The following is a 23797-nucleotide window of genomic DNA, read 5'->3' as shown; positions in this document are numbered from 1 at the left end:
TGTTACTCGGGGCCGGCTTGACGCGGTGCTGGCGCGCCAAGCACCTCCCGCACCTTCCTCGTCAGCGCGGCCGGCGTGAACGGCTTCTGGAGGAATGCCGTCGCGCGATCGAGCACGCCGTGGTGAACGATCGCGTTGTCGGTATAGCCGGACATGTAGAGCACGCGCATGTGCGGGCGCAGGGCCAGCAGCCGCTCGGCCAGGATCCGGCCGCTCATCTGCGGCAGCACGACGTCGGTCAAGAGCAGGGCAATCGGGCTCTCGTGCCGCTCGGAGAGTTCGAGGGCCGTGGCCGGATCGGGCGCGGCCAACACGGAATAGCCGTCGCGAACGAGGGCCTTGCGCGCCAGCTCGCGCAGCCGCTCGTCGTCTTCGACGAGAAGAATGATCTCGTGGCCGCCAGCCACGAGTGCGGCCGGCGCCGGCACCGCCGCTTCCGGACTCTCCTGCACCTGCGGCAGGTAGACCTTGAAGGTCGTGCCGTGCCCGGACTCGCTGTACGTCCAGATGTTCCCGCCGCTCTGCTTGACGATGCCGTAGACGGTGGCGAGGCCGAGCCCGGTGCCTCTGCCCGGCTCTTTCGTGGTGAAGAACGGCTCGAAGAGCCTCGCCTTCACCTCCGGCGTCATGCCGTGGCCTGTGTCGCTCACCGCGAGCATGACGTACGGGCCAGGCGTCACGGCGACGTGCATCTGCGCATAGGACTCGTCGAGCATCACGTTCGCCGTCTCGATGGTCAGCGATCCTCCGCGCGGCATGGCGTCGCGCGCGTTGACGGTGAGGTTCATCAGCACCTGTTCGATCTGGCCGCGGTCTACCCTGACGGTCGGCTGTTTCGCGCCGAGGTGCTCGGTGATGGCGATGTCCTCGCCCAGCACGCGCTGCAGCAGGCGGCGGTTGGCGGCAACGATCTCGTTCATGTCGTGCAGCGCCGGCTGGAGGATCTGCTTCCGGCTGAAGGCAAGGAGCTGCCGCGTGAGCGTGGCGGCGCTGTTTCCCGCATCGCGGATCTGCTCGACATCAACGCGCGCCGGGTGGTCCTCCCCCAGCTCGTCGACGACCAGCTCGCAGTAGCCGAGGATCGCCGTCAGCAGGTTGTTGAAGTCGTGCGCGATGCCGCCGGCCAGCCGCCCGATCGCCTCCATCTTCTGCGCCTGCCGGAACTGTTCCTCGAGCAGGACCCGCTCTGTCGTGTCGGTCGCGGTTACGAGCACGCCCGATGGCTGTCCGGAGGGAAACCGGATCGGCGCGTACGAGAAGCTGACAAAACGGCGCTGGCGCGGCCCCGAGGGGTCTGCCGCCGGAACGTCGAAGGGAACATCCACGAAGCCGCGCGGTTTCTCACCCGCCACGGTCTCCTCGAGCACCGGCAGCACGAGCGACGCCAGCTCGGGATGGGCTTCCGCAAACGGACGCCCCAGCATGACCGTCTCCGGATCGATGTTCTGGAGGACGCTGTTCACCAGCTCGAACCTGAAGTCGGGCCCGCGGAGCAGGGCGATGCCTTCCGGAATGCTGTTGACGATGGCGTTGAGCAGTTCTTCGCGTTCCGCGACCTGGGCGTTCAGGCGCTCCCGCTCTTCCGCGAGGCGCTTGCGTTCCGTGATGTCGCGGCTCATGCCGCGGATGCCGATGATCTGCCCCGCGGCGTCGCGCACGGGACGTAGCACGGCCTGGTACGTGTGGACCTGCCCGTCGGGCATTGGACTGCCGATCTCGACGTCCTGCACCTCTCCGGTCGCCAGGACCCGTCGTTTCAACTGCTGCCAGCGATCGGCAGCCGGCCCTGAGAAGCCCAGCTCCAGATCAGTCCTGCCGATGACCTGGTCGGCGGCCCGGCCGAGCGACGCGCGCAGCGCCTCGTTCACCCCCGTGAACCGCCCGTCGCGGTCGTAGCTGTAAATGTGGTCGGCCGTCGTGTCCACGAGGACACGATAGCGCTCCTCGCTCTGCCGGAGCGCTTCTTCGGTGCGCTTCTGTTGCGTGACGTCCTGGACGAACGAGGCCACCCCGACGACGCGGCCGTCATCGGTCACGAGCGGCGTGTTGTGCCACTCACAGACGACGCGGCGGCCATCCTTGGTGGTGTTTTCGTTCGTGCTCGTGGCGCCGCCGCGATTCGCAATCAGGTCGCGCCAGACCCGATCGACGTGCCCGCGGGCGGATTCGGGGACGACGAGATCCATCGCGTGGCGTCCGAGCGCCTCGGCCTGCGTGTAGCCGAAGATCCGCTCCGCAGCCGGGTTCCACCGGACAACCTCGAAATTGCTGTTCCATTCGATCACCGCCAGTGGCGTTTTCTCGATGTGGAGCGACAGCCGCCTGTTGGACGCCGCGGCGTCGTCGGCCCCATCGGGCCCGACGTTGTTGAAGGAACCGGCCATCGGGCATGTCCTCTGTTGGCGCGTTGACGCTGGCGCGCGTGCTGCGGTCCCTGCACGGATTGTTCCGCGCGGCTCGGCGCCGCCAAGTGCCACCGTTCCGGGGGGTTAATCGCTGGACGGGCAGGGTGGCCGAAGGGGGCCCGCCGGGTTGTCGGCGGCCCCCCGGCCACGGGTGTCATCGCCGGCTGACGGTTCCGTCGGCGGCGACCTTCGCGAAGACGTACGTCTTGCCGGCCTTGTCGAACGCGATCACCTCGTATGCCTCCGGCGTGGCGGACTCCATCCCAGGCGATCCGGCGGGCATGCCCGGCACCGCGATGCCGGCGATCGTCGGACGCTCGCGGAGCAGCCGTCGCACGGCCGCCGCCGGGATGTGTCCCTCGACGAGGTAACCGCCGATCACCGCCGTATGGCACGATCGCAGGGACTGCGGCACGCGCCGGCGTTCCGGAACGGCGTCGAGGTCATTCACCATCTGGGTCTCGACCGAGAACCCGGCAGCCCGCAGGTGCTTCACCCACCGGCCGCAGCACGGTCAACCCGGGCCCTCGAACACGCGCACCTGGGTCGCGGGCGCTACGCTCTTCTGTTGCGCCGCTGCGACCGGCGCCGCCGCGGGGCCCGCGAGCAGCGCCACCACGGCCATACACGTCGTCACTCTCTTCACGATTCCCCCCTACTTGGCAGCCTCGATCGACTCCACCTTGATGATACCGGTCTTTTCGTACAGCACGCCCTTGACGACCACCTTCCGGCCGGCGAGTCGTTCGGGCGCCGCCTGATCGCTGAGCACGTAGTGCTTGTCCTGCGTCAACAGGATGTACTTCACGTCCTTGCTGTGGCTGACGCAGTCGCGGACGCACTTGTCGTCGGGTGCGATCTTCATAGGGGCGTGATCGCGGACGCACATCGAGTCGCCAATCACACCGGTGAACGTGCGGGACTCCGAGGCGGCGATCGGCGCCGCGAGCAGGAGAGCCGAGAGCAGGAGAGCCGAGAGGACGAATGCAGGAATCTTCATGACGCGAGTTGCTCCTTGAGTGAGGGTTTGACTTCCGCGTGCCACTTCCACAGCTCGTACACGGCCGGGTAGACCATCAATTCCAGGACGAACGAGGTGAAAATGCCGCCCACCATCGGCGCGGCAATCCGTTTCATGACGTCGGCCCCGGCGCCGACGGACCACATGATGGGCACGAGTCCCATGAACATCACCGCGACCGTCATGAACTTCGGCCGGATGCGCTTCACCGCGCCGTGCAGGATGGCCGCCTGCAGATCGCGGAGCGAGCGCATCCGCCCGTCGCGGCGCGCGTCTTCGTACGCGAGATCGAGATACAGCAGCATGAACACGCCGGTCTCCGCGTCCACGCCGAGCAGCGCAATCAGCCCGACCCAGACCCCGATGCTCATGTTGTAGCCGAGCGCATACAGCAGCCAGATCGCGCCGATCGCCGAGAACGGCACAGCGAACAGGATGATGGACGTCTTCGCCCACGACTTCGTGTTCATGTAGAGCAGCAGGACGACGAGGAACAGCGTCAGCGGGACGATGATCGTCAGCCGCTGCCTGACGCGCTCCATCGCCTCGTACTGGCCGCTCCAGACGAGCGAGTAGCCGACGGGCAGCGCCACGCGCGAGGCCACCGCCTCCTTGGCGTCGGCGACGTAGCCGCCGATGTCCCGGCCGGCGACGTCGACGTAGACGTACCCGTTCAGCATGCCGTTCTCGTTGCGCAGCATCGACGGGCCGCTGACGATCCGGACCTCGGCGAGCTGGCTGACGGGCACCTGCATCCGGCCGTCCATCGCGGGCACAACCACCCGCCGGACGCTGTCCACGTCGCTGCGGTAATCGCGGAAGTAGCGGACGTTGACCGCGTAACGCTCGCGCCCTTCGACCGTCGTCGTGACGGTGTCCCCGCCGATCGCCGACATCACGACCATCTGCGCATCGTCGATGGACAGGCCGTAGCGGGCCAGCTCGTCCCGCTTCCAGACGAGGTCGAGGAAGTAGCCGCCGGAGGTCCGTTCCGCGAAGACGCTCCGCGTGCCGGGCACCGACGGGAGAACGGACTCGATCTCCGTGCCGAGGCGCTCGATCTCCTTGATGTCGGCGCCGTAGATTTTGATGCCCACCGGCGTGCGGACGCCGGTGGTCAGCATGTCGGTGCGCGCCTTGATCGGCATCGTCCAGGCGTTGGTGACGCCCGGCAGCTTGAGCGCCGCGTTCATCTCGGCGACGAGCTGTTCGGTCGAGAGGCGGTCGCTCGTCACCCGCCGCAGCACCGGCTTCAGCCAGTTCGGCGCCCAGTCGGAGTACCACGTGTCCACGTGGCGCCACTGGTCGTGCGGCTTGAGCAGGATGACGGTCTCCATCATCGAGAGCGGCGCCGGATCGGTGGACGTCTCCGCGCGCCCCGCCTTGCCGAGCACGCGCTCCACTTCAGGGAACTGCTTGATGATGCGGTCCTGCACCTGCAGCAGCCGCTGCGCCTCGGTGACGGAAATGCCCGGCAGCGTTGAGGGCATGTAGAGCAGCGACCCTTCGTCGAGCGGCGGCATGAACTCCGAGCCGAGGCGCTGGTAGACCGGGATGGTTGCGATGACGAGTGCGACCGCGCCGCCGATGACGGCCCACTTCCAGCGGAGGCACCACGCGCAGATCGGCTCGTAAACCCTGATCAGGATCCGGCTGATCGGGTGCGTCTCCTCGGAGTGGATCGTTCCGACGAGCACCGCGTTCACCGCGCGCGCGAGCCATCGCGGCCGGAAGGAGTACTGCTTCATGTGCGTGAAGAGCAGGCGCATGGCCGGGTCGAGCGTGATGGCGAGTACCGCCGCGACGATCATCGAGAAGGTCTTCGTGTAGGCGAGCGGCTTGAACAGCCGCCCTTCCTGCGCCTCGAGGGTGAGGACGGGGAGAAACGAGACGGCGATCACCAGGAGCGCGAAGAAGCTCGGCCCGCCGACTTCCTTCACGGCGTTCACGATGACGCGGTGGTAATCCTCTCGCCGGCCGGTGCGCTCCCACTCCTCGAGCTTCTTGTGCGTCTGCTCGACGACGACGATCGCGGCGTCCACCATCGCGCCGACGGCGATGGCGATGCCGCCGAGCGACATGATGTTCGAGGAGATGCCGAACAGCCGCATCGGGATGAACGAGATGATCACCGCGACGGGAATGGTGATGATCGGAATGACCGCGCTCGGAATATGCCAGAGGAAGATCAGGATGACGATCGCGACGATGACGAGCTCTTCGAGGAGCGTGTCCTTCAGGTTGTCGATCGAGCGCAGGATCAGGTCGGAACGGTCGTACGCGGTGACGATCCGGACCCCTTTCGGCAACGAGGGCTCGACCTCCTTCAGCTTCGCCTTGACGCGCTCGATGACATCCAGCGCGTTCTCTCCCTGGCGCATCACGACGATGCCGGCGACGACATCGCCGGTGCCGTCGAGGTCGGCGACCCCGCGGCGGAGATCCGGGCCCAGCGTCACCGTGCCGACGTCCCGGACGCGGACCGGCACGCCCGCTTCGGTCGACAGCAGCACGGTGTTGCCGATGTCGTCCGCGGATTTCGCATAGCCGCGGCCGCGCACCATGTACTCGGCGCCGGAGAACTCCACGAGGCGGCCGCCCACGTCGTTGTTGCCCGCGCGGACCGCCTCGATGACCTTCGAGACCGGGATGTTGAACGTTCGCAGGCGGTTGGGGTCGACCTGCACCTGGTACTGGCGGACGAAGCCGCCAATCGGCGCGACCTCCGCCACGCCGGGCACGGACTTGAGGTAATAGCGGAGATACCAGTCCTGGTACGAACGCAGCTCGTCCAGGCTGTGCGTACGCGTCTCGTCAACCAGCGCGTACTGGAACACCCAGCCGACGCCGGACGCGTCGGGCCCGAGCTCGGTCCTCACTCCCTGCGGCAGCCGCGGGAGCACGCCCGACAGGTACTCCATCGTGCGCGACCGCGCCCAGTAGATGTCCGTCCCCTCTTCGAAGATGACGTAGACGTACGAAAAGCCGAAGTCGGAGAACCCGCGGACGTCTTTCACCCTGGGCGCGCCGAGCATCGCCGTGACCAGCGGGTAGGTGACCTGGTCCTCGACGATGTCGGGGCTGCGGTCCCAGCGCGAGTAGATGATGACCTGCGTGTCGCTCAAGTCAGGGATGGCATCGAGCGGCACCGTCTTCATCGACCACGCCCCCGCGGCAACGGCGCTCGCGACGAACAGGAAGACGAGGAACCGGTTGCGCGCCGAGAACTCGATGAGGCGGTCAATCATGCTCGTGCCCCTTCGGCGCGGCCATCGCGCTGACCGCGGCGCGCAGCTGGCTCTCCGAGTCCACGAGGAACGCGCCGGAGGCGACGATGCGCTCGCCGGCGGCGAGACCACTGTCGATCGCGATGCGATCGCCCAGCCGCTCGCCGATCTTCACGGCCCGCGGCTCGAGGTAACCGTTGCCGCGATCGATGAACACGGTCTGGCGCTCGCCGGTGTCCAGCACGGCGTCGGCCGGCACCGTCAGCCGCGGCGTGCCGCGGACGGTAAACTCGGCGTTGACGAACATCTCCGGCTTCAGGCGCGTGCCGGGGTTGCCGACGTCGAGGCGCACCTTGATCGTCCGCGTCGCGGGATCCACTTCGGGCTGGATGTAGCTCACCTTCGCCGAGAGCGGGGGCGCATCCGAGTAGGGGACGAGGATGCGCGCGGTCTCGCCGACGCGGACAGACGCGGCGTCCGACTCGAAGAGGTCGGCGACGATCCAGACGCGGCTCAGGTCCGCGATGGTGTACAGGTCGCTGTCGGGCGTCACCTTCTGGTTCGGAAAGGCATTCCGCGTGGTGACGAAGCCGCCCGCCGGCGCCGGCAGCGCGATGCTGCGGATCGGCTCGCCGGTGCGGAGCACCTGTTCGATCTGCGCGTCGGTCAGGCCCCAGAGCTGCAGCCGTTGCTTCGCCGCGGCGAACAGCGAATCGCCGTGCGTGGACGCGCTCGGAAGGGGATTGGCGCTCATCAGGTCGCGCGCCTTGCGCGCGAGCAGCAGTTCCTGCTGCGAGGCCAGCATCTCGGGGCTGTAAACGGTCAGCATCGTCTGGCCGCGGCGGACGACCTCGCCGGTGAAGTCCACGTAGACCTTTTCGACCCACCCTTCGAAGCGGGGATGTACGTGGGCGATGCGCCTCTCGTCGAACGCGACCTTCCCGACGGTCCGGATGGTCCGCCCGCCGCCTTCCGCGGTGACCGTGGCGTACTTCACGCCGATCAGCTGCTGGCGTTCCGGAGAGATGTGGACGGTGCCGGGGGGCGCCGCTTCGGCGCCTGGCGCGTACACCGGCTCGAGCGTGTTGCCCGTTTCGGGATTGAGGCCCGGGGCGCGGGACGTGTATGACGGGACCTTCGGGTCGCGGTAGAAGAGCACCTTCCGCTCCGCGGACGGGGGAGCGGCGGCACCCACCTCGTCGGCGTACACGGGCTCGAGCGCCATGCCGCAGTCGGGCGCCGTGCCCGGCTTGTCCGACGTGTAGGCCGGGTGCATCGGGTCCACGTAGTAGAGAATCCGCCGCGCGCCCGCCGCCGCGCTCCTGCCGGGGGGCGTTGTGCCGGACCCGCCGCGCGCCAGGAAGCCACCGGCGAATGCCGCCGCCACCAGCGCAAGGACGAGGAAGACTTTGAGCAGTTTCATGGCAAACCTCAGTGCGCGATCGGCGCGCCCGTCATCTCTTCGAGGCGGCTTGCCGCGACGTGAAACGACGCGAGCTCGTCGAAGTACCGCATCTCGTTGTCGATGACGCTGGAGAAGTTCGTGAGCACCGACAGAAAATCCACGCCCCCCGTCTGGTAGCTCGCCATCGACGATTCGAGGGCGAGCCGCACCTGCGGCAGCAGCGTGTCGCGATACAAGCGGGCGAGGCGCGATGAGGTCGACGCCATCTCGTAGTCCTCCTGGATGCGCGCCTCGATGCCCCGCGCGGTGGCGTCGAGGGCGTGCCGGGCCTGATCCCGGAGGGCCGCCTGTTCCTTCACCGCGGCGGCGCGCCGCGCGCGCTGCAGCGGGACGGTGATGTCGAACCGGAATTCGTACATCGCGGGCATGGAGCCCATGTTGTAGTAGCCGCCGGACACGCCGAAGTCGGGCTTGTAGTCACGCCGCGCGGACTCCACGCCAACCTCGGCGCGCTCGATCATCTTGCGATCGCGCAGCAACATCGGGGCGTGCGCGCGCGCGCCGGCGAGCAGGGCGCCGACCGGTACGTCGAACGGCACGAACTGGAGATCCTCCGGGCGTCCGACCGGCATCCCCTGCTCGCGATTGATCAGCGCGTTCAGCTCGGCTTCGCGCGTGCGGCGTTCCTGCAGCAGCCGCTGCTCCTGCAGGTGCACGACCGTCAGTTCCGCCTGCCCCTTGAACACGTCCTGCTGGGCGGCGCCGCCGACGCCGTAGCGGGCCTCGCTCACTTTGAGCAGCGTCTCGAGCAACTCCCGGTTGCGGGCGAGCACGTCGACCGCGGCGTACGTGTACGCGAGGCGGTAGTACGCCTGCTTGACGCGAGTGACCACCGACAGGCGCGCCGCGGCAATCTCCTCGCGCGCTGCCTCCGCCTCTCTTGTCGCCATCGACGCACGCAGCCCCCGCTTCCCCGGGTAGGGGATCTCCTGCGTGACCATCAGGCCGATGTTCGCCGTCGGCTCCTTGCCGAGCCCGGCGCCGGGGAATGGCTTGCCGCTGGCGGCGTAGCCCGCCGAGACCATCGGGTCCGGCAAACTGCGTTCCTGTGCAGGACGCTCGAGCGCCGCCTCGTAGCGCAGCCGGGCGGCCGCAATCTCAGGGCTTGCCGCCATCGCCGCGTCAATCAGGGGCGCGAGCGTGGTGCGCGGCGCCTCCGCCTGCGCGAAGGCAGGCGCCGAGTACGCGAGCGCAAGAATCGCGAACGTGAAACGTAAACGCATGACACCTCTCCTGTGAACACACGCGTGCGGCGAGCGCACGCAGCCAGAGAGGTGGCGCTAGATCAGGAAGGCGGCGTTGAGCGTGGGAAGATCGATGGATCGGTACCCGTGCGGCGGGGCCGCACGGAGCAATGCGGGCAGCGCAGGCCGTGCGTGGCTGACAGTCGAAAGCGCGCCGTCCGCCTGGAGGACGGTCGCGCCGCTGTCCACGCGCGAGGTCGGGCCCGCGTTCGACACGGGAAGCGTCGGGCTCCCGTCCTCCCGGGCCGCGCAGCAATCCATGCGGTGCGGCGCAGCGGGACCGCAGTCATGCCCGGCGGGCGGGGCGGGCGGCTGGCAGTGCCCCTCCTGCGTCGCGGCGGCGGCAACCGGCACGCACACGAGCACCGGGCTGACGGCCAGCATCAGCGCGATCGCGGGGCTCACGATACGGCGGGTCACCTGTGTCATGCTCCAGCCTTGGCTTTGGCCTCGTCCAGCAACCGCCGGACGCGCTCCCCTTCAGGATAACCCGGATTGGCCCCCAGGAGCTTCTCCCAGGCCAGAGAGGCCCCCTTGTAGTCATTTTTTCCCTGAGACTTCACGATCCCGATGTTGAAGAGCGTCTGGCCATGAGTCGGATCGATGGCCAGCGACTTCTCGAACTGCGCGAGGGCGCCATCCGCGTCCCCGGTGTACCAAATCGCCGTGGCCAGATCGGTGCTCACATTGATGTTTTTCGGCTCGAGCGCGAACGCCTGGCGATAGTACACGATCGCCTCGGAATATCGCCCGGCGTCGTACAGCCGGTTTCCAAGCTCCGTTGCGGCGCGGACGTTCTTCGGGTCAGCCTTGAGGATGTCCCGATAGGTCTGCAGTTCCTGTTCGTTAATTGCAGGCGCGTTGCTCGAAGCCGCAGCCGTCGTCTCGGTGGTGGCGGTGGTGGTGGCCGGTGATGCGGCCGCGCCGATCCCCTGCTGCGTGGCAATGAGGTAGCCCGCGATCACGCCGAACAGCACCCCGGCGATGCCGCTGACAATCGCCATCGCCGACATCGGGTTGGTGCGAGCCGGCCTTGATGAAACCGTGCGTTGTGGCATGACGTTCCGAGACAAGAGAAGCCCGCAGCCGTGACGCTCTGAAAACTCAGGGGTTCGCTGGTGGCGTGTGACTCGGACCTAGTAGGGCCAGGTATGCGCGCCAGCGCAGCGACCGCACCCTCGCCGGCAGAGCGACGGAGGAGACGGCTGCGGGGCAGGTGTTGCCAAAACGAGACTGCAGCTTGCGTGCCGACAGGGACCTCACCGCAGCACACGCAGAACTCGCTGGATCTCCAAGAATTTCCGCGAATTCGACGGGTTCCGCGATGAAAAGCGCTGTCTGCGGCGCGGGAAATTCCCCACTCCGCGCCGAAATTCCAGCACCGTTACTTGACCTTGTGCACGAACCCTTTCATGGCCGAGTAGAAGAACCCGCGGTAGTGCGGGCTCTTGTTGTTATGGCACTCGGTGCAGGTGCTCTCGCCAGGCGCCTTGGTGTACGTCTCCGGCGTGCCGCCTCCCTTGGCAGACTCCGCGTGCGCGCGTCCTGGCCCGTGGCAGCTTTCGCACTGGACGCCACCGTTCACCGTTCGCCCATCGACCGAAACGGCCTTCGCGCTGCCGGTGAAATGGCAGCCAGCGCACTCTTTCTCCTGGTCGCCGCGGCTCAGGCGATTGAGCGCGGTCTTGTGTTTCGTCCTGGCCCACGCGGCGTAAATTTCCTCGTGACAGTCCTTGCAGCCCGTATCCCACACGTAGCCGGACGTATCGGCAGGAACGGTCGACTGCGACCACGCGAACGTGCCGCCGGCTACCCATGCGAGGAGCAGCATCACAAGCGACATCGACTGGCTCCTTCTCTGAAGTTGGAAACGAGTTTGCCCTCTTGAGGCAGCAATTCCAGTTCCCGGCCGCACCCGGTTCTTCGGCCGGAAAAGGGGATGTCACACGTGAATCCGCGACGGGAAACCCGCGCGGCTGACGGAATCCCGGCAAATCGTACCCGTACAGGTGGTCTGCCGATCGGCCGGAACCGGCCGTTTGGCGCGTTTTAGGCGCAAATCCGCGCAGTTCGGGGGTATCCGCCGTACTGGCACCGCGATTGGATTCGTTTTCCGTCGCACTAGTCCCACCGGCGCCGGCGGCGAACAGCTTTTGCCGTCAAACGCGGCTGCGGCGAGCCTGCCTGGTATCATCCAGCCGTCGTCGGCGCCGAACTACAGAACGCAGGGCCGGCTGTTCTTCCCGAACAGCCGGCCCTTTTTTTTGTGAATAAGTGTGACAGTCACACTTTCCGACAGAGCGGCGCGGAAAGTGTGACTGTCCCACTTATTCCAAATTCCAAATCCTCAAATGTAGTACTGCTGGCTCTTGCCCTTCCAGATCCTGTAGATGTTCACCAGGTAGACAGTGACCAGCGTCATGCCGAACAGGTAGATGCCCAGCGCGATGCGCATGGAGCCAGCCGGCGAGGACGCGTTGTAGATGTCGAGCCCAGGGTGGGAAGAGCCGGGCAACGCGGGGAGCAGGTGCGGAAACAGGCCGGCGGCCGCCGATGCGAGGGTGCCGGCGATGAGCGTGGCGCTGCCGAGAAACGCCCCGCGGTTGTCGTGGCGCGCCCAGGCGCGGCGCAGGTACGCGGCGCCTCCCAGACCGATGAGCGGGAAGGCCAGCAGCACCGGCCATCGCGTGAAGTTCGTCGTGAAATCCGGCCGCACGACGAATGACGCGGCCACCATCGCGGCGAGCAGCGCGAGGACGACCCACCACATCCATCCCACCAGCCGGCGGGCGCGCGGCTGGAGCTGGCCGTCGGTCTTGTGCGCGAGCCACGCCGCGCCGTGGAGCGACAACGTGGCGAGCGACAGCACGCCGCCGAGCACGGCGAACGGGTTCAGCATGAGCGCGAACGAGCCCTGGAACTCCCCGCGTGCGTCGAGCGGCACGCCGCGCAGCACGTTGCCGACCGCCACGCCGAACAGCACGGCGAGCAGCGCGCTCGCGCCGCAGAACACCACGTCCCACACCTCGTGCCAGAGCGGGCTGTCCACCTGGTGGCGGAACTCGATGCTGATCCCGCGCAGGAGCAGCAGCCAGAGCACCACCATCAACGCCAGGTAGAAGCCGCTGAAGCTGGCGGCATACACGGCCGGAAAGGCGACAACCATGGATCCGCCCGCCGCGAGCAGCCAGACCTCGTTGCCGTTCCAGACCGGGCCAATCGTGTCGATCGCGCGTCCACGCTCGCTCGCGTTCCGCCCGACGAAAAGGTGCAGCGCGCCGACGCCAAGGTCGAAGCCGTCGAGCACGGCATAGCCGGTAAGCATGAAGGCGAGGACGACAAACCAGAGTTCGTGAATCACCAAATCACCAAATTACCAAATCTCAGGCGTGCCCATGCCGTGATCCCTGGTGAACGATCTTGAGGAACAGGAACACGTATAAGAGGCCCAGCAGCAGGTACAGCCCCATGAAGCCGAGCAGCGTGAAGACGGTCATCCCCCCGCTGACGTTCGTGGAGGTGGCTTCGGCCGTCCGCTGCAACCCGTAGACGACCCAGGGCTGCCGGCCGACCTCGCCCACGATCCAGCCCGCGTGGTTCGCAACGTATGGGAATGGCATTGCCAGCATCAGGACCCACAGCCACAGCCTGTTGGTGAAGAGCGTACCGCGCCAGAGCAGCAGCGCGGCGACGCCAAGCACGGCGATGAAGATCGTGCCGAGCCCCACCATGATGTGGTACGCGTAATACACGAGCTCCACCGGCGGCTGGCGATCGTCCGGGATGTCGTTGAGACCCACGACCTTGGCGCGGAAATCGCCATAGGCCAGGTAGCTGAGCATCTTCGGGACGAAGATCGGATCGAGCAGTTCCCGCCTTTCCGTGTCCGGCATGCCGATGATGGCGAGCGGCGCCCCTTCCTGCGTTTCGAACACGCCTTCCATGGCCGCCATCTTCACGGGCTGATACCGCGCCACGTTTTCCCCGTGCAGCGACCCGGTGGGGAAGAGCGACACGAGCGCGAAGATCAGGCCGGTCGTGACGCCGAGGCGTACCGACAGGCGGCCCAGCTCCGGCTCGCGGCGCGAGAGCAGGTAGTAGGAACCGACGCCCGCCATCACCATCGATCCGGTGATCATCGATCCGGAAATCACGTGCGGATACATCCACCGCACGTAGGGGTTGCCGAGCAGCGCCCAGAGGCTCGTCAGCTCGGCACGGCCGTTGACGATCTGGTAGCCGACCGGGTTCTGCATCCACGCGTTGGTCGCGACGATGAAATAGCCGGAGACGACGGCGCCGAGGCCGACCATCACGGCCGCGAGCCAGTGCAGAAGGGGGTTGACGCGGCGCTCGCCGAACAGGAACACGCCCAGGAACGCCGACTCCGCGAAAAACGCGAACACGCCCTCCATGAACAGCGTCTGCCCCACGACGGGCCCCGCGTACCGGGAGAAACGCGCCCAGTTCGTGCCGAACTGGAATTCCATCGGGATGCCGGTGACCACACCCGCCGCAAACGTGATGGCGAAGATGCGCGCCCAGAACCGCGCCGCGTCGCCGTACTCGTCACGTGCCTTGACGATCTGCAGCGTCTTGAGCACCGCGATCAGCACGCCCAGCCCCATCGTGAGGACGGGGAACAGGTAGTGAAACATGATCGTGAAGGCGAACTGGAACCGCGCCGCGTATATCGCATCCGTCATGAAACAACCTCGGTAGCCGTGGTCTCGGTCGGATGGACGCGCGCCGTGACGGCGTCGGCGAGCCGGTCCGCATCGGCGATGCATGCGTTGATGGAGGGCCCGCGGTAGGCGTTGCCGCCGAGAAACAGGCCGGGCCACGCGGCGAGGCGGCGGTCGATCTCGGCCAGGCGATCGAGATGGCCCACAGTGTACTGCGGAATACCGAGCGGGTGTCGAATCACCCGTGCGAGCACCGGCTGCACGGACAGGTTCATCGCGCGCCGCAGGTCGTCCCGCGCCGTCTGCAGCAGCTCGTCGTCGGAGAGCGACAGGATCTGCGGATCGCTGGCGCCGCCAATCATCACGCGGATCAGCGCGCGCCCCTCGGGCGCGCGGTGGGGATACACGCTCGAGTCCCACAGCGCGCCGAGGATGCGGAGCCCTTCGCCCCTGGGCACGAGGAACCCGAATCCGTCCAGCGGCCCGCGCGTGCGGGTCAGGTCGGCCTCGTCGTACCCGAGGCACACGACAGCCAGCGGCGCGCTCGGAATCTGCCGGAGCGTGGCTGAGAGCCCGTATGAGAGCGGCTGGACCAGATTCGCGCTGACGCCGGCCGCGCCGGCCAGCACGACGGCGCTCGCCGCGATCGGCCCGCGGGAGGTCGCCACGTCCCAGCCAGAGGCGCCGCGCGAGAGGCCGGTGACTTCGGTATTGAGGCTGAGCGCCGGGCCGAGGCGCGCCGCCAGCGCGTCGATGAGATCCTGCGTGCCGCCGACAAACGAGGTGAGCGTGCCCGTGGGACCGACGTCGATGCCGCCCTCCCGCTTCCGGCCCGCGGCTTCGCGCCGTTTCGCGAGGAGCGCCCTGAAGAGCCCGCCATATTGGGACTCCATTTCCACCATCTTCGCGAAGCAGGCCGCGAGCGACAGCTCGCGGGCGTTGCCGGCAAAGATGCCGGACACCATCGGGTCCACCATGACGGACGCCGCTTCCGAACCGATGCGGCGCGCGGCGAAGGCGTAGATCGTTTCGTCGCCGCCCGGGGCGGGCTTTGCCCAGGGTTCGGCCGCGATCCGCAGCTTGCCGCGGAGCGACAACAACCCGCTCGTGAGAAAGGCACCGGGGCCCATGGGCACCTCGTGGAGCCCTCCCCCGCGGTAGATGAAGCGCCGCCTGGCGGCGTCGGAGCTGCGGACCACCCGGCCAGTCAGGCCGAGCGCTTCAACGAGGCGGAGGGTTTCCGGAGCGTTGTCGAGGAACCCGTTCGGTCCCCACTCGCAGAGAAATCCGTCGATGTTCGCCGTGCGGATGTTCCCGCCCGGGCGGTCGGCACGTTCGAGGACCGCAACGTCCACGTGCCGCTGCTGGAGCGCGAATCCGAGCGAAAGGCCGGCGATGCCGCCGCCCGCGATGACAACCTTCTTCATGCGTTGAGGACCCGCCTACTGCGCGGCCGCCACCCGTTGCGCCGCCGCGACGCGTTCGACCTGCCGGGCCAGCGACTCGATGAACTGCGGGTGCGTGTTGAGCGCCTCGGGCCGGCGGTACTCGATGATGCCAGCCTTGCGCGCCGCTTCCCCGAACAGCTGGTCGATTTCATACAGCGTCTCGATGTGATCCGAGACGAACGACAGCGGCACCACCAGCAGGTGCTTCACGCCGGCCGCCGCCAGTTCTTCAATCGTTTCCTCGGTGCCGGGCCCGATCCAGCGAACCGGGCCGGTGCGCGACTGGTAGGCGAGCACCTGCCGGTTGGGGAGCCGGAGCCGATCGAGGAGCCCCTGCCGCGTCGCCTCGATGTGCGTCACGTACGGATCGCCCGAGTCCACGAACTTCTGCGGGAGGCCGTGCGCGCTGAACAGGATGACGCCGTCGCGCCGCCCCTCGGGCGTCATGGCGTCGTACGCCTCGCGGATTCGCGACGCGAACGCCTCGAGGTACAGCGGGTCGTCCGGGTAGCTGTGGACGTGCGTGACGTCAAACCCGTGGCGCCGCCAGCGCGTGTCTGTCAGCGCGCGATCGAAATCCGCCTGCGACGAGCCGGTCGTCGCGCGCGAGTAGTGCGGATAGAGCGGGACAGTGATGACGCGGTGGATGCCGCGGCCGGCCATCGCCTCGAGCGTGTCGGCCGCCGACGGGCGCGTGTAGCGAAACGCCGTGAAGACGGAATAAGTGGGACAGTCACACTTATCCGCAGCATGACGAGGATAAGTGTGACTGTCCCACTTATCCGACCTATTCAGCCGCTCCTCGAGCGCCTCCGCCTGCGCGCGCGTCAGCGGCAGCTGCGGCGACCCGCCGCCGATGCCCTCGTAGTTGCGGCGCACCGATCCGCGGCGCGCCCGGGCGATGACGCGCGCGAAGATCGGCTGCACGACGGCGCCCAGGGGCAGCTCGATAATGGCGCGATCCGAAAAGACGTTGACCAGGAAGGGCTCGACGGCGTCGAGGTTTTCCGGTCCGCCCATGTTGAACAGTACGACTCCGATCGTCTCCGGCATCGCGGCTCCTAGACCGTGCGTGAGAAAACGGGCTTCGCGGCGTGCCGCCCCAGGTAGGCGTCGAATGCCATGCAGACGTTGCGCACGAAGCGGCGCCCCGGCGGGAGGACTTCGACCCCCTCCGCCGCGACCCGCACGAAGCCGTAGGTGGCCGGCCCCCCATCGGCCCGCAGCACCGCAAGCTCACCCGCGAAGTGCTCGTCGAAGCGGATGCCATACCGCCGCTCGGTCTCGCGGGCGTCCGCCAGGAAGTTGCACATCAGCTGCGTGATGACATGCCGCCGCAGCCGGTCTTCGGCGGTGAGGACCAGCCCCTTCTCGATGGGCAGCCGGCCATTGTCGATGCACGCGTAGTACGTGCTGAGCTTCTTCGTGTTCTGCGCGTAGGCGCCGCGCACGTCGCCGATCGACGTCACGCCTACGCCGATTTGATCCGGCGCCGGGCGCGTCGTGTAGCCCATGAAGTTGCGATGCAGCACGCGTCCCTCGGCCGCGAGCGCCAGCTCGTCGTCCGGCACCGCGAAGTGATCCATGCCGACCTGCCGATACCCCGCCCCGACGAACGTCTCCAGGGCGGCCGAGAACAGCTCGAATTTCATCTCGGCGGGCGGAAGGTCTTTCAGCTCGATCCGCTTCTGGTTGCCTTTGATCCAGGGCACGTGGGCGTAGGAGTACACCGCGAGACGATCGGGCCTCAGCTCGGCGACCGACTCCAACGTGCGCGTGAAGCTCTCCGCGGTCTGCTGCGGCAGCCCGTACACGAGATCGAAGTTGATTGACTGAAACCCGGCAGCGCGCGCCGCCGCGTACAGCTCGCGCGTCGCTTCCTCGGTCTGGTGGCGGTTGATCGCGTCCTGCACGATCGGCGAAAAGTCCTGCACGCCCACCGACAGCCGGTTGAAGCCGAGGCGGCGCAGCGTGTCGAGGTGCGCGCGCGTCGTGACGCGGGGGTCGACTTCAATGGCCTGCTCGGCGTCAGCGGCGATATCGAAGTGCCGGACGACCTGCGCCTGGAGCGCTTCCATCTGCGCCGGCTCGAGGTAGGTCGGCGTGCCGCCGCCCCAGTGGTACTGCACGACGCGGCGCCGCCCGCGCAGGCGCGCCGCCACCATCTCGAGCTCGCGGTGCAGGTACTCGAGGTAGCGGGCGGCCACGTCCCGCTTTTCCGTGATGATGACCGAACAGCCGCAGAACGAGCAGCGCGCCTGGCAGAACGGCAGGTGCACGTAGAGCGAAAGCGGCTCGCCGACTGCCGCGGCCGCCTCGTCGAGCCTGCCCAGGTAGTCCCGTTCGCCGAACTCGCCGGTGAATTCCACGGCCGTCGGATACGAGGTATAGCGCGGCCCCGGCCGGTCGAAAATCCGGACCAGTTGCGCGGTTGTCAGTGCAGTCCCCATCTGCATGCTTCCCCGGTCATCAAAGGCCGTACCGCGGCGATTTCTTGAGGGAATCGCGCATTTGCGGCAGGCGCCGCGCGGGCTGACGGATTTCCGGCAGACCGCTGGATTGTGCCCTGAAATGTTGGGCGAATCAGCGTGGCATCACTGTTGCGGAAGGCGCCCGTCAGTGCAGGCCACCTTCTCGCCCGACGATGTTGTCACGGGTCGAAGCCCGCGGATGCGGGCCGTCTTCGACTTTGTCCGCGTGATTGCCGACGGCGAGAGCAACGTGCTGATCACCGGCGAGACCGGCACCGGCAAAGAGCTGATCGCAAACCTCATTCACCATCATAGCCGGCGGCGCGGCCGCGCGTTCGTGCCCGTGAGCTGCGCGATCCTCACCGAGACGCTCATCGAGGCGGAGTTGTTCGGCCACGAGCGCGGCGCCTTCACCGGCGCGATCAAGGAGCGCGCGGGCCGCTTCGAGATGGCCAACGGCGGCACCATCTTCCTCGACGACGTGGACGACGTGCCACAGGCCGTGCAGGTGAAGCTCCTGCGCGTCCTGCAGAACCGCGTCGTCGAGCGCGTCGGCGCCACGCGGACGATCGACGTCGACGTGCGCGTCATCACCGGCTCGAAGCGCAACCTTCGGCGGCTGGTCGACGAAGGCAGATTCCGCGAGGATCTATATTACCGCCTGAACGTCGTGTCACTCGACCTTCCGCCGCTGCGCGAGCGGCCGGAAGACATCACCGAGCTGACCGCGCACTTCATGGACAGGTTCTTCCGCGACCGCGGGGAGCGGCCGCGCGGTCTGTCGCCGATGGTCGAGCGCGCGTTCCACGGCTACCCGTGGCCGGGGAACGTCCGCGAGCTCGAGAACGCGTGCGAGCGCATCGCGCAGACGTGCCGGTGCGAGCAGGTGAAGTTCGGCTGCGTGCCGGCGTCCGTGCTGTTCCACGCGCGGCTCAGCGGCGAGGTGCCGACCGTCTGCGACAATCCCTCGACCATCACGCCGGTGTCGCTGGACGATCGGCTGCGCGAAGTCGAGACGCGCCTCATCGTGTGGGCGCTGAAGCTCAGTCACGGGAACAAGTCGAAAGCCGCCGAGCTGCTGCACGTCAAGCGGTCGACGCTCGGCGACCGGATCAGGAAACTCGCCCTCGACCACCTCGAATCGGCAGAGTGAAGGAGCGGCCACGCATGGCGCTGAGCACTGCCACGACGACCAAGAACGGGCTCTTGAAGCTGACCGTTGCCGGCCCGGAACACGAACCGTTGCCCGCCGAGGACGTGACGCGCATGTTTGGCGCCAGCGCCCTGGGCACCGCGCGACTCGAGCGCCTCGCGCGATGGTCGCGGCTCATCGCCATCTGCGGCGCCACGCCGGTGGGGGTCGCCACCTACCAGGGGGCCGGCGGCGAAGTGCGGGCGCCGGACTTCGGCCTTGACGTGTCCGGCGCGTGCGACATCGACGCCGTCGTCTCCGCCATCGTCCACGGCCTCGAGGTCGCCTGCCTCGCGGCGGGCGCGAGGCGGGTCGTCGTCATGCCCCCGAAGGGGGGCGAGCATCTCCTGGTGCGCGCCGGCTTCGTCGCCATCCATGAGGGCTGCGCCGGCAGCTGGATGGAAAAGACGCTCACCTAAGTCGAACTAGAAGACCGTCACCGCCAGACCGGTGGCGCGCGCCTTGGCGGCGATCGCCTCCAGCTCCGTGGTCGGCACCGGCTGCAGCGCGGACCAGGCCGGCACGCGGTCGACCGAGTACACGTGCACGGCCACCGGCGCAATGACCCGCAGGGCGGCCACCCAGCGTTCCACGGTTTCGGGTGCGGTGTTGTCCACGCGCCCGTCACGGCTGCGTGCAAACAGCGACTGGATCGTCACGTGCGGCAGCGCGCGCAGCGCGTCCACCACGTCTGCGAGGCTGGCGCGCGCGCCGTTGAGCCGTTTGAACAGCCACGGGTCCGCCGTGTCGAGCTTCAGGTACGCGTCGTCGACCCGACGCAGCGCGTCGAAGACCGCGGGGCGATCCAGCGTGCCCGCGTTCGACAGCACCGCGATGCGCGCGTCGTGCAGCGCCTCGTCGCGAATGACGCGCAGTCTCTCGACGACCTCACCGAACCGGGGATGCAGCGTCGGCTCGCCGTTGCCCGCCAGCGTGATGCGGTCCACGCGGCCGCCCGCCGTCTCGAGGGCGCGCAGCGCGCGGCCTACCGCGTCGGCTATTCTTGAAGGCGCGGGCCAGTGGTCCGGCGCGACGGCCGATTCCCCTTCGCGCGTCCACCCGTATTGACAGTAAGCGCAGTTGAAGTTACAGATTTTTCGGCCCGCCGGGAAGACGTTCACGCCGAGCGACCAGCCGAGACGGCGCGAGTGCACAGGTCCGTAGACGACCTCATCCAGCAACGGAAGCAACGGCATGGGTGATGCTGCAGAATGCAACTTTGGGGACTGCCATGAAATCAGCCCGTTTTGAGCCGATGGGGGTACCTGCTGCCGGGAGACCGGCATGAACCTGCGGGCCACATCCGCTGTCGCCCTGGGGCTGGTGATCGGGGCCGCGGCCGGCGTTGGCGCGTACACCTTTATCTACGCGCAGGGCGCTTCGTACCTCACGAACGACCCGAACGCCTGCGTCAATTGTCATGTCATGCGCGAGCAGTACGATGGATGGGTCAAGTCGAGCCACCGGTCCGTGGCGGTCTGTAACGACTGCCACACGCCGCCCGGGCGCGTGGCGAAATACGTCACCAAGGCTCAAAATGGCTTCTGGCATTCGTTCGCCTTCACGACCGGGCGGTTTCCCGATGAGATCCTGATCACCTCGCGCAACCACGGCGTGACGGAGCGCGCGTGCCGCAAGTGCCACGAGTCCATCACGCTCGAAATCGATGGACCGCACGCCGCCAAGACGCCCAGGGACGAACTCGCCTGTGTCCGCTGCCACCGCTCGGTGGGGCATCTTCATTGAGGCCACCTCATGGTTGACGAGAAACGAGAGGAGAAGCCGCGCATCCGCGCCGCGCGGCTGATCGCGCTCACCGTGCTGATCGCGGCGCTGGCCACGATTGCACTCACCGCGCTGCTCGTGAACATCTTCGAGCACAAGCAGGAGGCCCGCAATCCGTTCTTCCGCGTCGTCGAGCTGACCGATGACACGGAGGATCCCGACGTCTGGGGCAAGAACTTCCCGCAGCAGTACGACGGATACAAGCGGACCGTGGACCAGCGGCGCACACGCTACGGTGGCAGCGAGGCGGTGCCACGCACGCCGACGGACGTGGATCCGCGCTCGGTCGTCGCGCAGTCGCGGCTGGAGGAAGATCCGCGCCTGAAGACGATGTGGGCGGGTTACGCGTTCGCGAGAGACTTCCGCGAAGAACGCGGCCATGCCTACATGCTGGAGGACCAGTTGTTCACCGAGCGGCAGCAGGTCACGAAGCAGCCCGGCACGTGCCTCAACTGCCATGCGTCGATGTATGTCGCCTACAAGAAGGCTGGAAACGGCGACATCGTCAAGGGTTTCGAGGCGCTCAACACGCTGCCGTACTTCGAGGCGCGCAAGCACGTGAAGCACCCGGTTGCGTGCATCGACTGCCACGACTCGCAGACGATGCAGCTGCGGGTGACGCGGCCGGCGTTCATGGAAGGCATCCGCGCCGCCAAGGCCGTGCAGGGCGTGAAGGACTACGACGTCAACAGGATGGCCACGCGGCAGGAGATGCGCGCGTTTGTCTGCGGCCAGTGCCACGTCGAGTACTACTTCAAGGGGCCCGAGAAGCGGCTGACGTACCCCTGGGTCAACGGGCTGAAGGTCGAGAACATCCTCGCCTACTACGAGGAGCAGGGCTTCAGCGACTGGACGCACGCCGAGACCGGCGCCGGCGTCCTGAAAGCGCAGCATCCCGAGTTCGAGATGTGGAACCAGGGCATTCACGCGCGCTCGGGCGTGTCGTGCGCGGACTGCCACATGCCGTACATGCGCGTCGGCGGGCTGAAGATCAGCGACCACCACGTGCGCAGCCCGGCGCTCAATATCAATCGCGCGTGCCAGACCTGCCACCGCTGGCCGGAAGAGGAGCTGAAGGCGCGCATCGAGACGAGCCAGGAACGCGTGTTCGGCCTCCGCAACCGCGCCATGGACGCGCTTGTCGCGCTCATCGGCGACCTCAAAGCCGCGAGGACGGCGGGAGCCGGCGAGGCGGAACTGCAGGTCGCACGCAAGTTCCAGCGCGAGGCGCAGTTCCGCCTCGACTTCGTCGAAGCGGAGAACTCCACCGGCTTCCACGCGCCGCAGGAGGCGGAGCGCATTCTGGCCGAAGCGATCGACTTCGCCCGGCAGGGACAGCTGGCGCTCGCGCGCGGCGGCATCCGCGCGACCGCGGCGCCGGCGGCCGGCGGAGGCGCGCGCTGATGTATTCCGCGCTTCTTGCGGCGGCGCTCTTCGCGACGCCGCCGCAGACACCCCCCGCGGCACAGTCGCCCGCTGTGCCCGCGACGTTCTTCGCGCGGAATACCACGCGCGTGGAGTCGTGGCGCTTCTTCGAGCCGCGGCCCGGCGGCGGCGATCCTCACTACGCGTTCATCGCCAACCGGCTCCTGTTCGGCGCGCGGCATACCGGACGGCGCTGGCACTTCCAGGGCGCGGGCCAGTACGTGCAGTTCGGGCACCTGCCGCAGCGCGCCTTCGGGCCGGGGCCGCTCGGGACCGGCGGGGCGTACTACGATGCCAGCCGGGACGCGGCGAGCCGCCAGCTCTATCTCAAGTACCTGAACGCCACGATCAAGGGGCTCGCGCCCGGCCTGGACATCCAGGCGGGCCGGTTCGGCTATGCCTCCGGGGCCGAGGCCTTCTCGGGGGTTCCGAAAATCGAGGCCGTCAAGCGGCAACGCGTGGACTCGCGGCTGATCGGCGAGTTCGAGTGGTCGATCTATCAGCGCTCGTTCGACGGGGTGCGCACCGACTGGAGGCGCGGGCGCTATCAGCTGACCGGCGCGTGGTTCCGTCCCACGCAGGGCGGATTCGAAGAGGATGCGAACGTGCACGTGCGCGAGGTGAACGTCGCCGTGGCAGCGCTCACCGCGAAACCGGGGAGGTGGCTGCCGCATACCGAATCGCAGGTGTTTGTCTATCACTACGATGACAATCGGCTCGTGCACGCGCGGCCCGACAACAGCGGAATGCCTGCCGCTGCCGTTGACGTCGCCGTGACGACCGCCGGCGGGACGCTGGTCACCGCGTGGCCATCCGGGTTCGACACGCTGCTGTGGGCTGCCGCACAGACGGGCGACTGGTACGGACAGGATCACCGCGCGTGGAGCCTCGCGGCGGAAGCCGGCTACCAATGGAATGACGCGACCTGGAAGCCATGGGTGCGCGCCGGGATCAACGCCTCTTCCGGCGACGGTGCGCCAGGCGACGCCGGCCATCGCACGTTCTTCCAGATGCTGCCGACGGCCAGGAAGTACTCGCTCTCCGCTGTCTACACGCAGATGAACCTGCGCGATCTCTTCCTTCAGGCCCTGCTCCGACCCTCCGGGGCACTTTCCATCCGCGCGGACCTCCACCGCCTCGATCTCATGCAGCGCGCGGATCGGTGGTATTTCGGAAGCGGCATCACCCAGCGGACGGGCGCCGGTTTCGGTTTCGGCACCCGCGCATCGACCAACGAGAAGGCGTTCGGGACCGTGCTCGAGGGCGCTGCTGAATACACGTTCAATCCCAACTGGTCACTCAACGGGTATGCGGGATGGATCCGGGGAGCCGGGGTGGTCCAGCGGCTCTTCGCGGCGCAAAACCTGACCTTCTTCTACATCGAGAACCTGCTGCAGTTCTAGCTGGCAGCGCGGCCCGCGGCAGCTCG

General features: G+C 67.6%; 19 protein-coding genes and 1 pseudogene. 5 read left to right on the top strand and 15 right to left on the bottom strand.

Annotation, left to right across the window (positions count from 1 at the left end):
* Window positions 1-2: 2 nt before the first annotated feature.
* The 14 genes and pseudogenes from HYU53_08645 to hemN all read right to left on the bottom strand — a co-directional run bounded on the left by HYU53_08645 (window position 3) and on the right by hemN (window position 17951).
* Window positions 3-2384, bottom strand: coding sequence for a PAS domain S-box protein (locus tag HYU53_08645; protein ID MBI2221263.1), 2382 nt, complete (start codon window positions 2382-2384; stop codon window positions 3-5).
* 175 nt (window positions 2385-2559) lie between these two features.
* Window positions 2560-3030, bottom strand: a pseudogene (locus tag HYU53_08640) (DUF411 domain-containing protein).
* Window positions 3031-3060: 30 nt separating this feature from the next.
* The gene (locus HYU53_08635; protein ID MBI2221262.1) at window positions 3061-3405 is read right to left on the bottom strand and encodes a hypothetical protein; all 345 of its coding nucleotides are present in this window, start codon (window positions 3403-3405) and stop codon (window positions 3061-3063) included.
* Complete coding sequence (locus HYU53_08630) at window positions 3402-6674, bottom strand: efflux RND transporter permease subunit (GenBank protein ID MBI2221261.1); 3273 nt, start codon at window positions 6672-6674, stop codon at window positions 3402-3404. Before HYU53_08630 ends, HYU53_08635 begins: the two co-directional genes overlap by 4 nt.
* Entirely contained in the window at window positions 6667-8076 is a 1410-nt protein-coding gene (locus HYU53_08625; protein ID MBI2221260.1) for an efflux RND transporter periplasmic adaptor subunit, read from the bottom strand. Before HYU53_08625 ends, HYU53_08630 begins: the two co-directional genes overlap by 8 nt.
* An 8-nt stretch (window positions 8077-8084) precedes the next feature.
* A complete protein-coding gene (locus HYU53_08620; protein MBI2221259.1) occupies window positions 8085-9341 on the bottom strand; it encodes a TolC family protein in 1257 nt (418 codons plus the stop codon).
* A 57-nt stretch (window positions 9342-9398) separates the two neighbouring features.
* The gene (locus HYU53_08615) at window positions 9399-9782 is read right to left on the bottom strand and encodes a hypothetical protein (GenBank protein MBI2221258.1); all 384 of its coding nucleotides are present in this window, start codon (window positions 9780-9782) and stop codon (window positions 9399-9401) included.
* A 5-nt stretch (window positions 9783-9787) separates the two neighbouring features.
* Complete coding sequence (locus HYU53_08610; protein MBI2221257.1) at window positions 9788-10366, bottom strand: tetratricopeptide repeat protein; 579 nt, start codon at window positions 10364-10366, stop codon at window positions 9788-9790.
* A 380-nt stretch (window positions 10367-10746) separates the two neighbouring features.
* The gene (locus tag HYU53_08605; protein MBI2221256.1) at window positions 10747-11205 is read right to left on the bottom strand and encodes a hypothetical protein; all 459 of its coding nucleotides are present in this window, start codon (window positions 11203-11205) and stop codon (window positions 10747-10749) included.
* A 504-nt stretch (window positions 11206-11709) separates the two neighbouring features.
* Window positions 11710-12726 (bottom strand): cytochrome d ubiquinol oxidase subunit II, encoded by a 1017-nt coding sequence (cydB, locus tag HYU53_08600; GenBank protein MBI2221255.1) that lies wholly within the window; start codon window positions 12724-12726, stop codon window positions 11710-11712.
* A gap of 19 nt (window positions 12727-12745) precedes the next feature.
* Entirely contained in the window at window positions 12746-14068 is a 1323-nt protein-coding gene (locus HYU53_08595; protein ID MBI2221254.1) for a cytochrome ubiquinol oxidase subunit I, read from the bottom strand.
* On the bottom strand, window positions 14065-15474 hold the full coding sequence (hemG, locus tag HYU53_08590; protein ID MBI2221253.1) for a protoporphyrinogen oxidase: 1410 nt from the start codon (window positions 15472-15474) through the stop codon (window positions 14065-14067). Before hemG ends, HYU53_08595 begins: the two co-directional genes overlap by 4 nt.
* A 15-nt stretch (window positions 15475-15489) precedes the next feature.
* Window positions 15490-16548 carry a ferrochelatase gene (gene hemH / locus HYU53_08585; protein MBI2221252.1) on the bottom strand — a complete coding sequence of 353 codons (1059 nt, stop codon included), beginning with the start codon at window positions 16546-16548 and terminating at the stop codon, window positions 15490-15492.
* A gap of 8 nt (window positions 16549-16556) precedes the next feature.
* Window positions 16557-17951 carry an oxygen-independent coproporphyrinogen III oxidase gene (gene hemN / locus HYU53_08580; protein ID MBI2221251.1) on the bottom strand — a complete coding sequence of 465 codons (1395 nt, stop codon included), beginning with the start codon at window positions 17949-17951 and terminating at the stop codon, window positions 16557-16559.
* Window positions 17952-18165: 214 nt separating this feature from the next.
* Here hemN and HYU53_08575 point away from each other — a divergent pair, with 214 nt between their 5' ends.
* Complete coding sequence (locus tag HYU53_08575) at window positions 18166-19119, top strand: sigma-54-dependent Fis family transcriptional regulator (GenBank protein MBI2221250.1); 954 nt, start codon at window positions 18166-18168, stop codon at window positions 19117-19119.
* 14 nt (window positions 19120-19133) lie between these two features.
* Entirely contained in the window at window positions 19134-19577 is a 444-nt protein-coding gene (locus HYU53_08570) for a hypothetical protein (protein MBI2221249.1), read from the top strand.
* Window positions 19578-19583: 6 nt separating this feature from the next.
* Here HYU53_08570 and HYU53_08565 read toward each other — a convergent pair whose 3' ends face one another.
* Window positions 19584-20354: a radical SAM protein gene (locus tag HYU53_08565; GenBank protein MBI2221248.1), complete on the bottom strand. Its 771-nt coding sequence runs from the start codon at window positions 20352-20354 to the stop codon at window positions 19584-19586.
* A gap of 88 nt (window positions 20355-20442) precedes the next feature.
* Between HYU53_08565 and nrfH the strand changes: the two genes are divergently transcribed.
* Genes nrfH through HYU53_08550 form a run of 3 tightly spaced genes read left to right on the top strand, consistent with a single transcriptional unit; the run spans window position 20443 to window position 23771 of the window.
* Entirely contained in the window at window positions 20443-20904 is a 462-nt protein-coding gene (nrfH, locus tag HYU53_08560; protein MBI2221247.1) for a cytochrome c nitrite reductase small subunit, read from the top strand.
* A gap of 9 nt (window positions 20905-20913) precedes the next feature.
* Window positions 20914-22347 (top strand): ammonia-forming cytochrome c nitrite reductase subunit c552, encoded by a 1434-nt coding sequence (locus HYU53_08555; GenBank protein MBI2221246.1) that lies wholly within the window; start codon window positions 20914-20916, stop codon window positions 22345-22347.
* The gene (locus HYU53_08550) at window positions 22347-23771 is read left to right on the top strand and encodes an alginate export family protein (protein MBI2221245.1); all 1425 of its coding nucleotides are present in this window, start codon (window positions 22347-22349) and stop codon (window positions 23769-23771) included. Before HYU53_08555 ends, HYU53_08550 begins: the two co-directional genes overlap by 1 nt.
* Window positions 23772-23797: the final 26 nt, after the last annotated feature.

This window comes from Acidobacteriota bacterium (genome assembly GCA_016184105.1).
Classification (GTDB): domain Bacteria; phylum Acidobacteriota; class Vicinamibacteria; order Vicinamibacterales; family 2-12-FULL-66-21; genus JACPDI01.
This window is presented reverse-complemented; position numbering and strand designations above follow the sequence as displayed.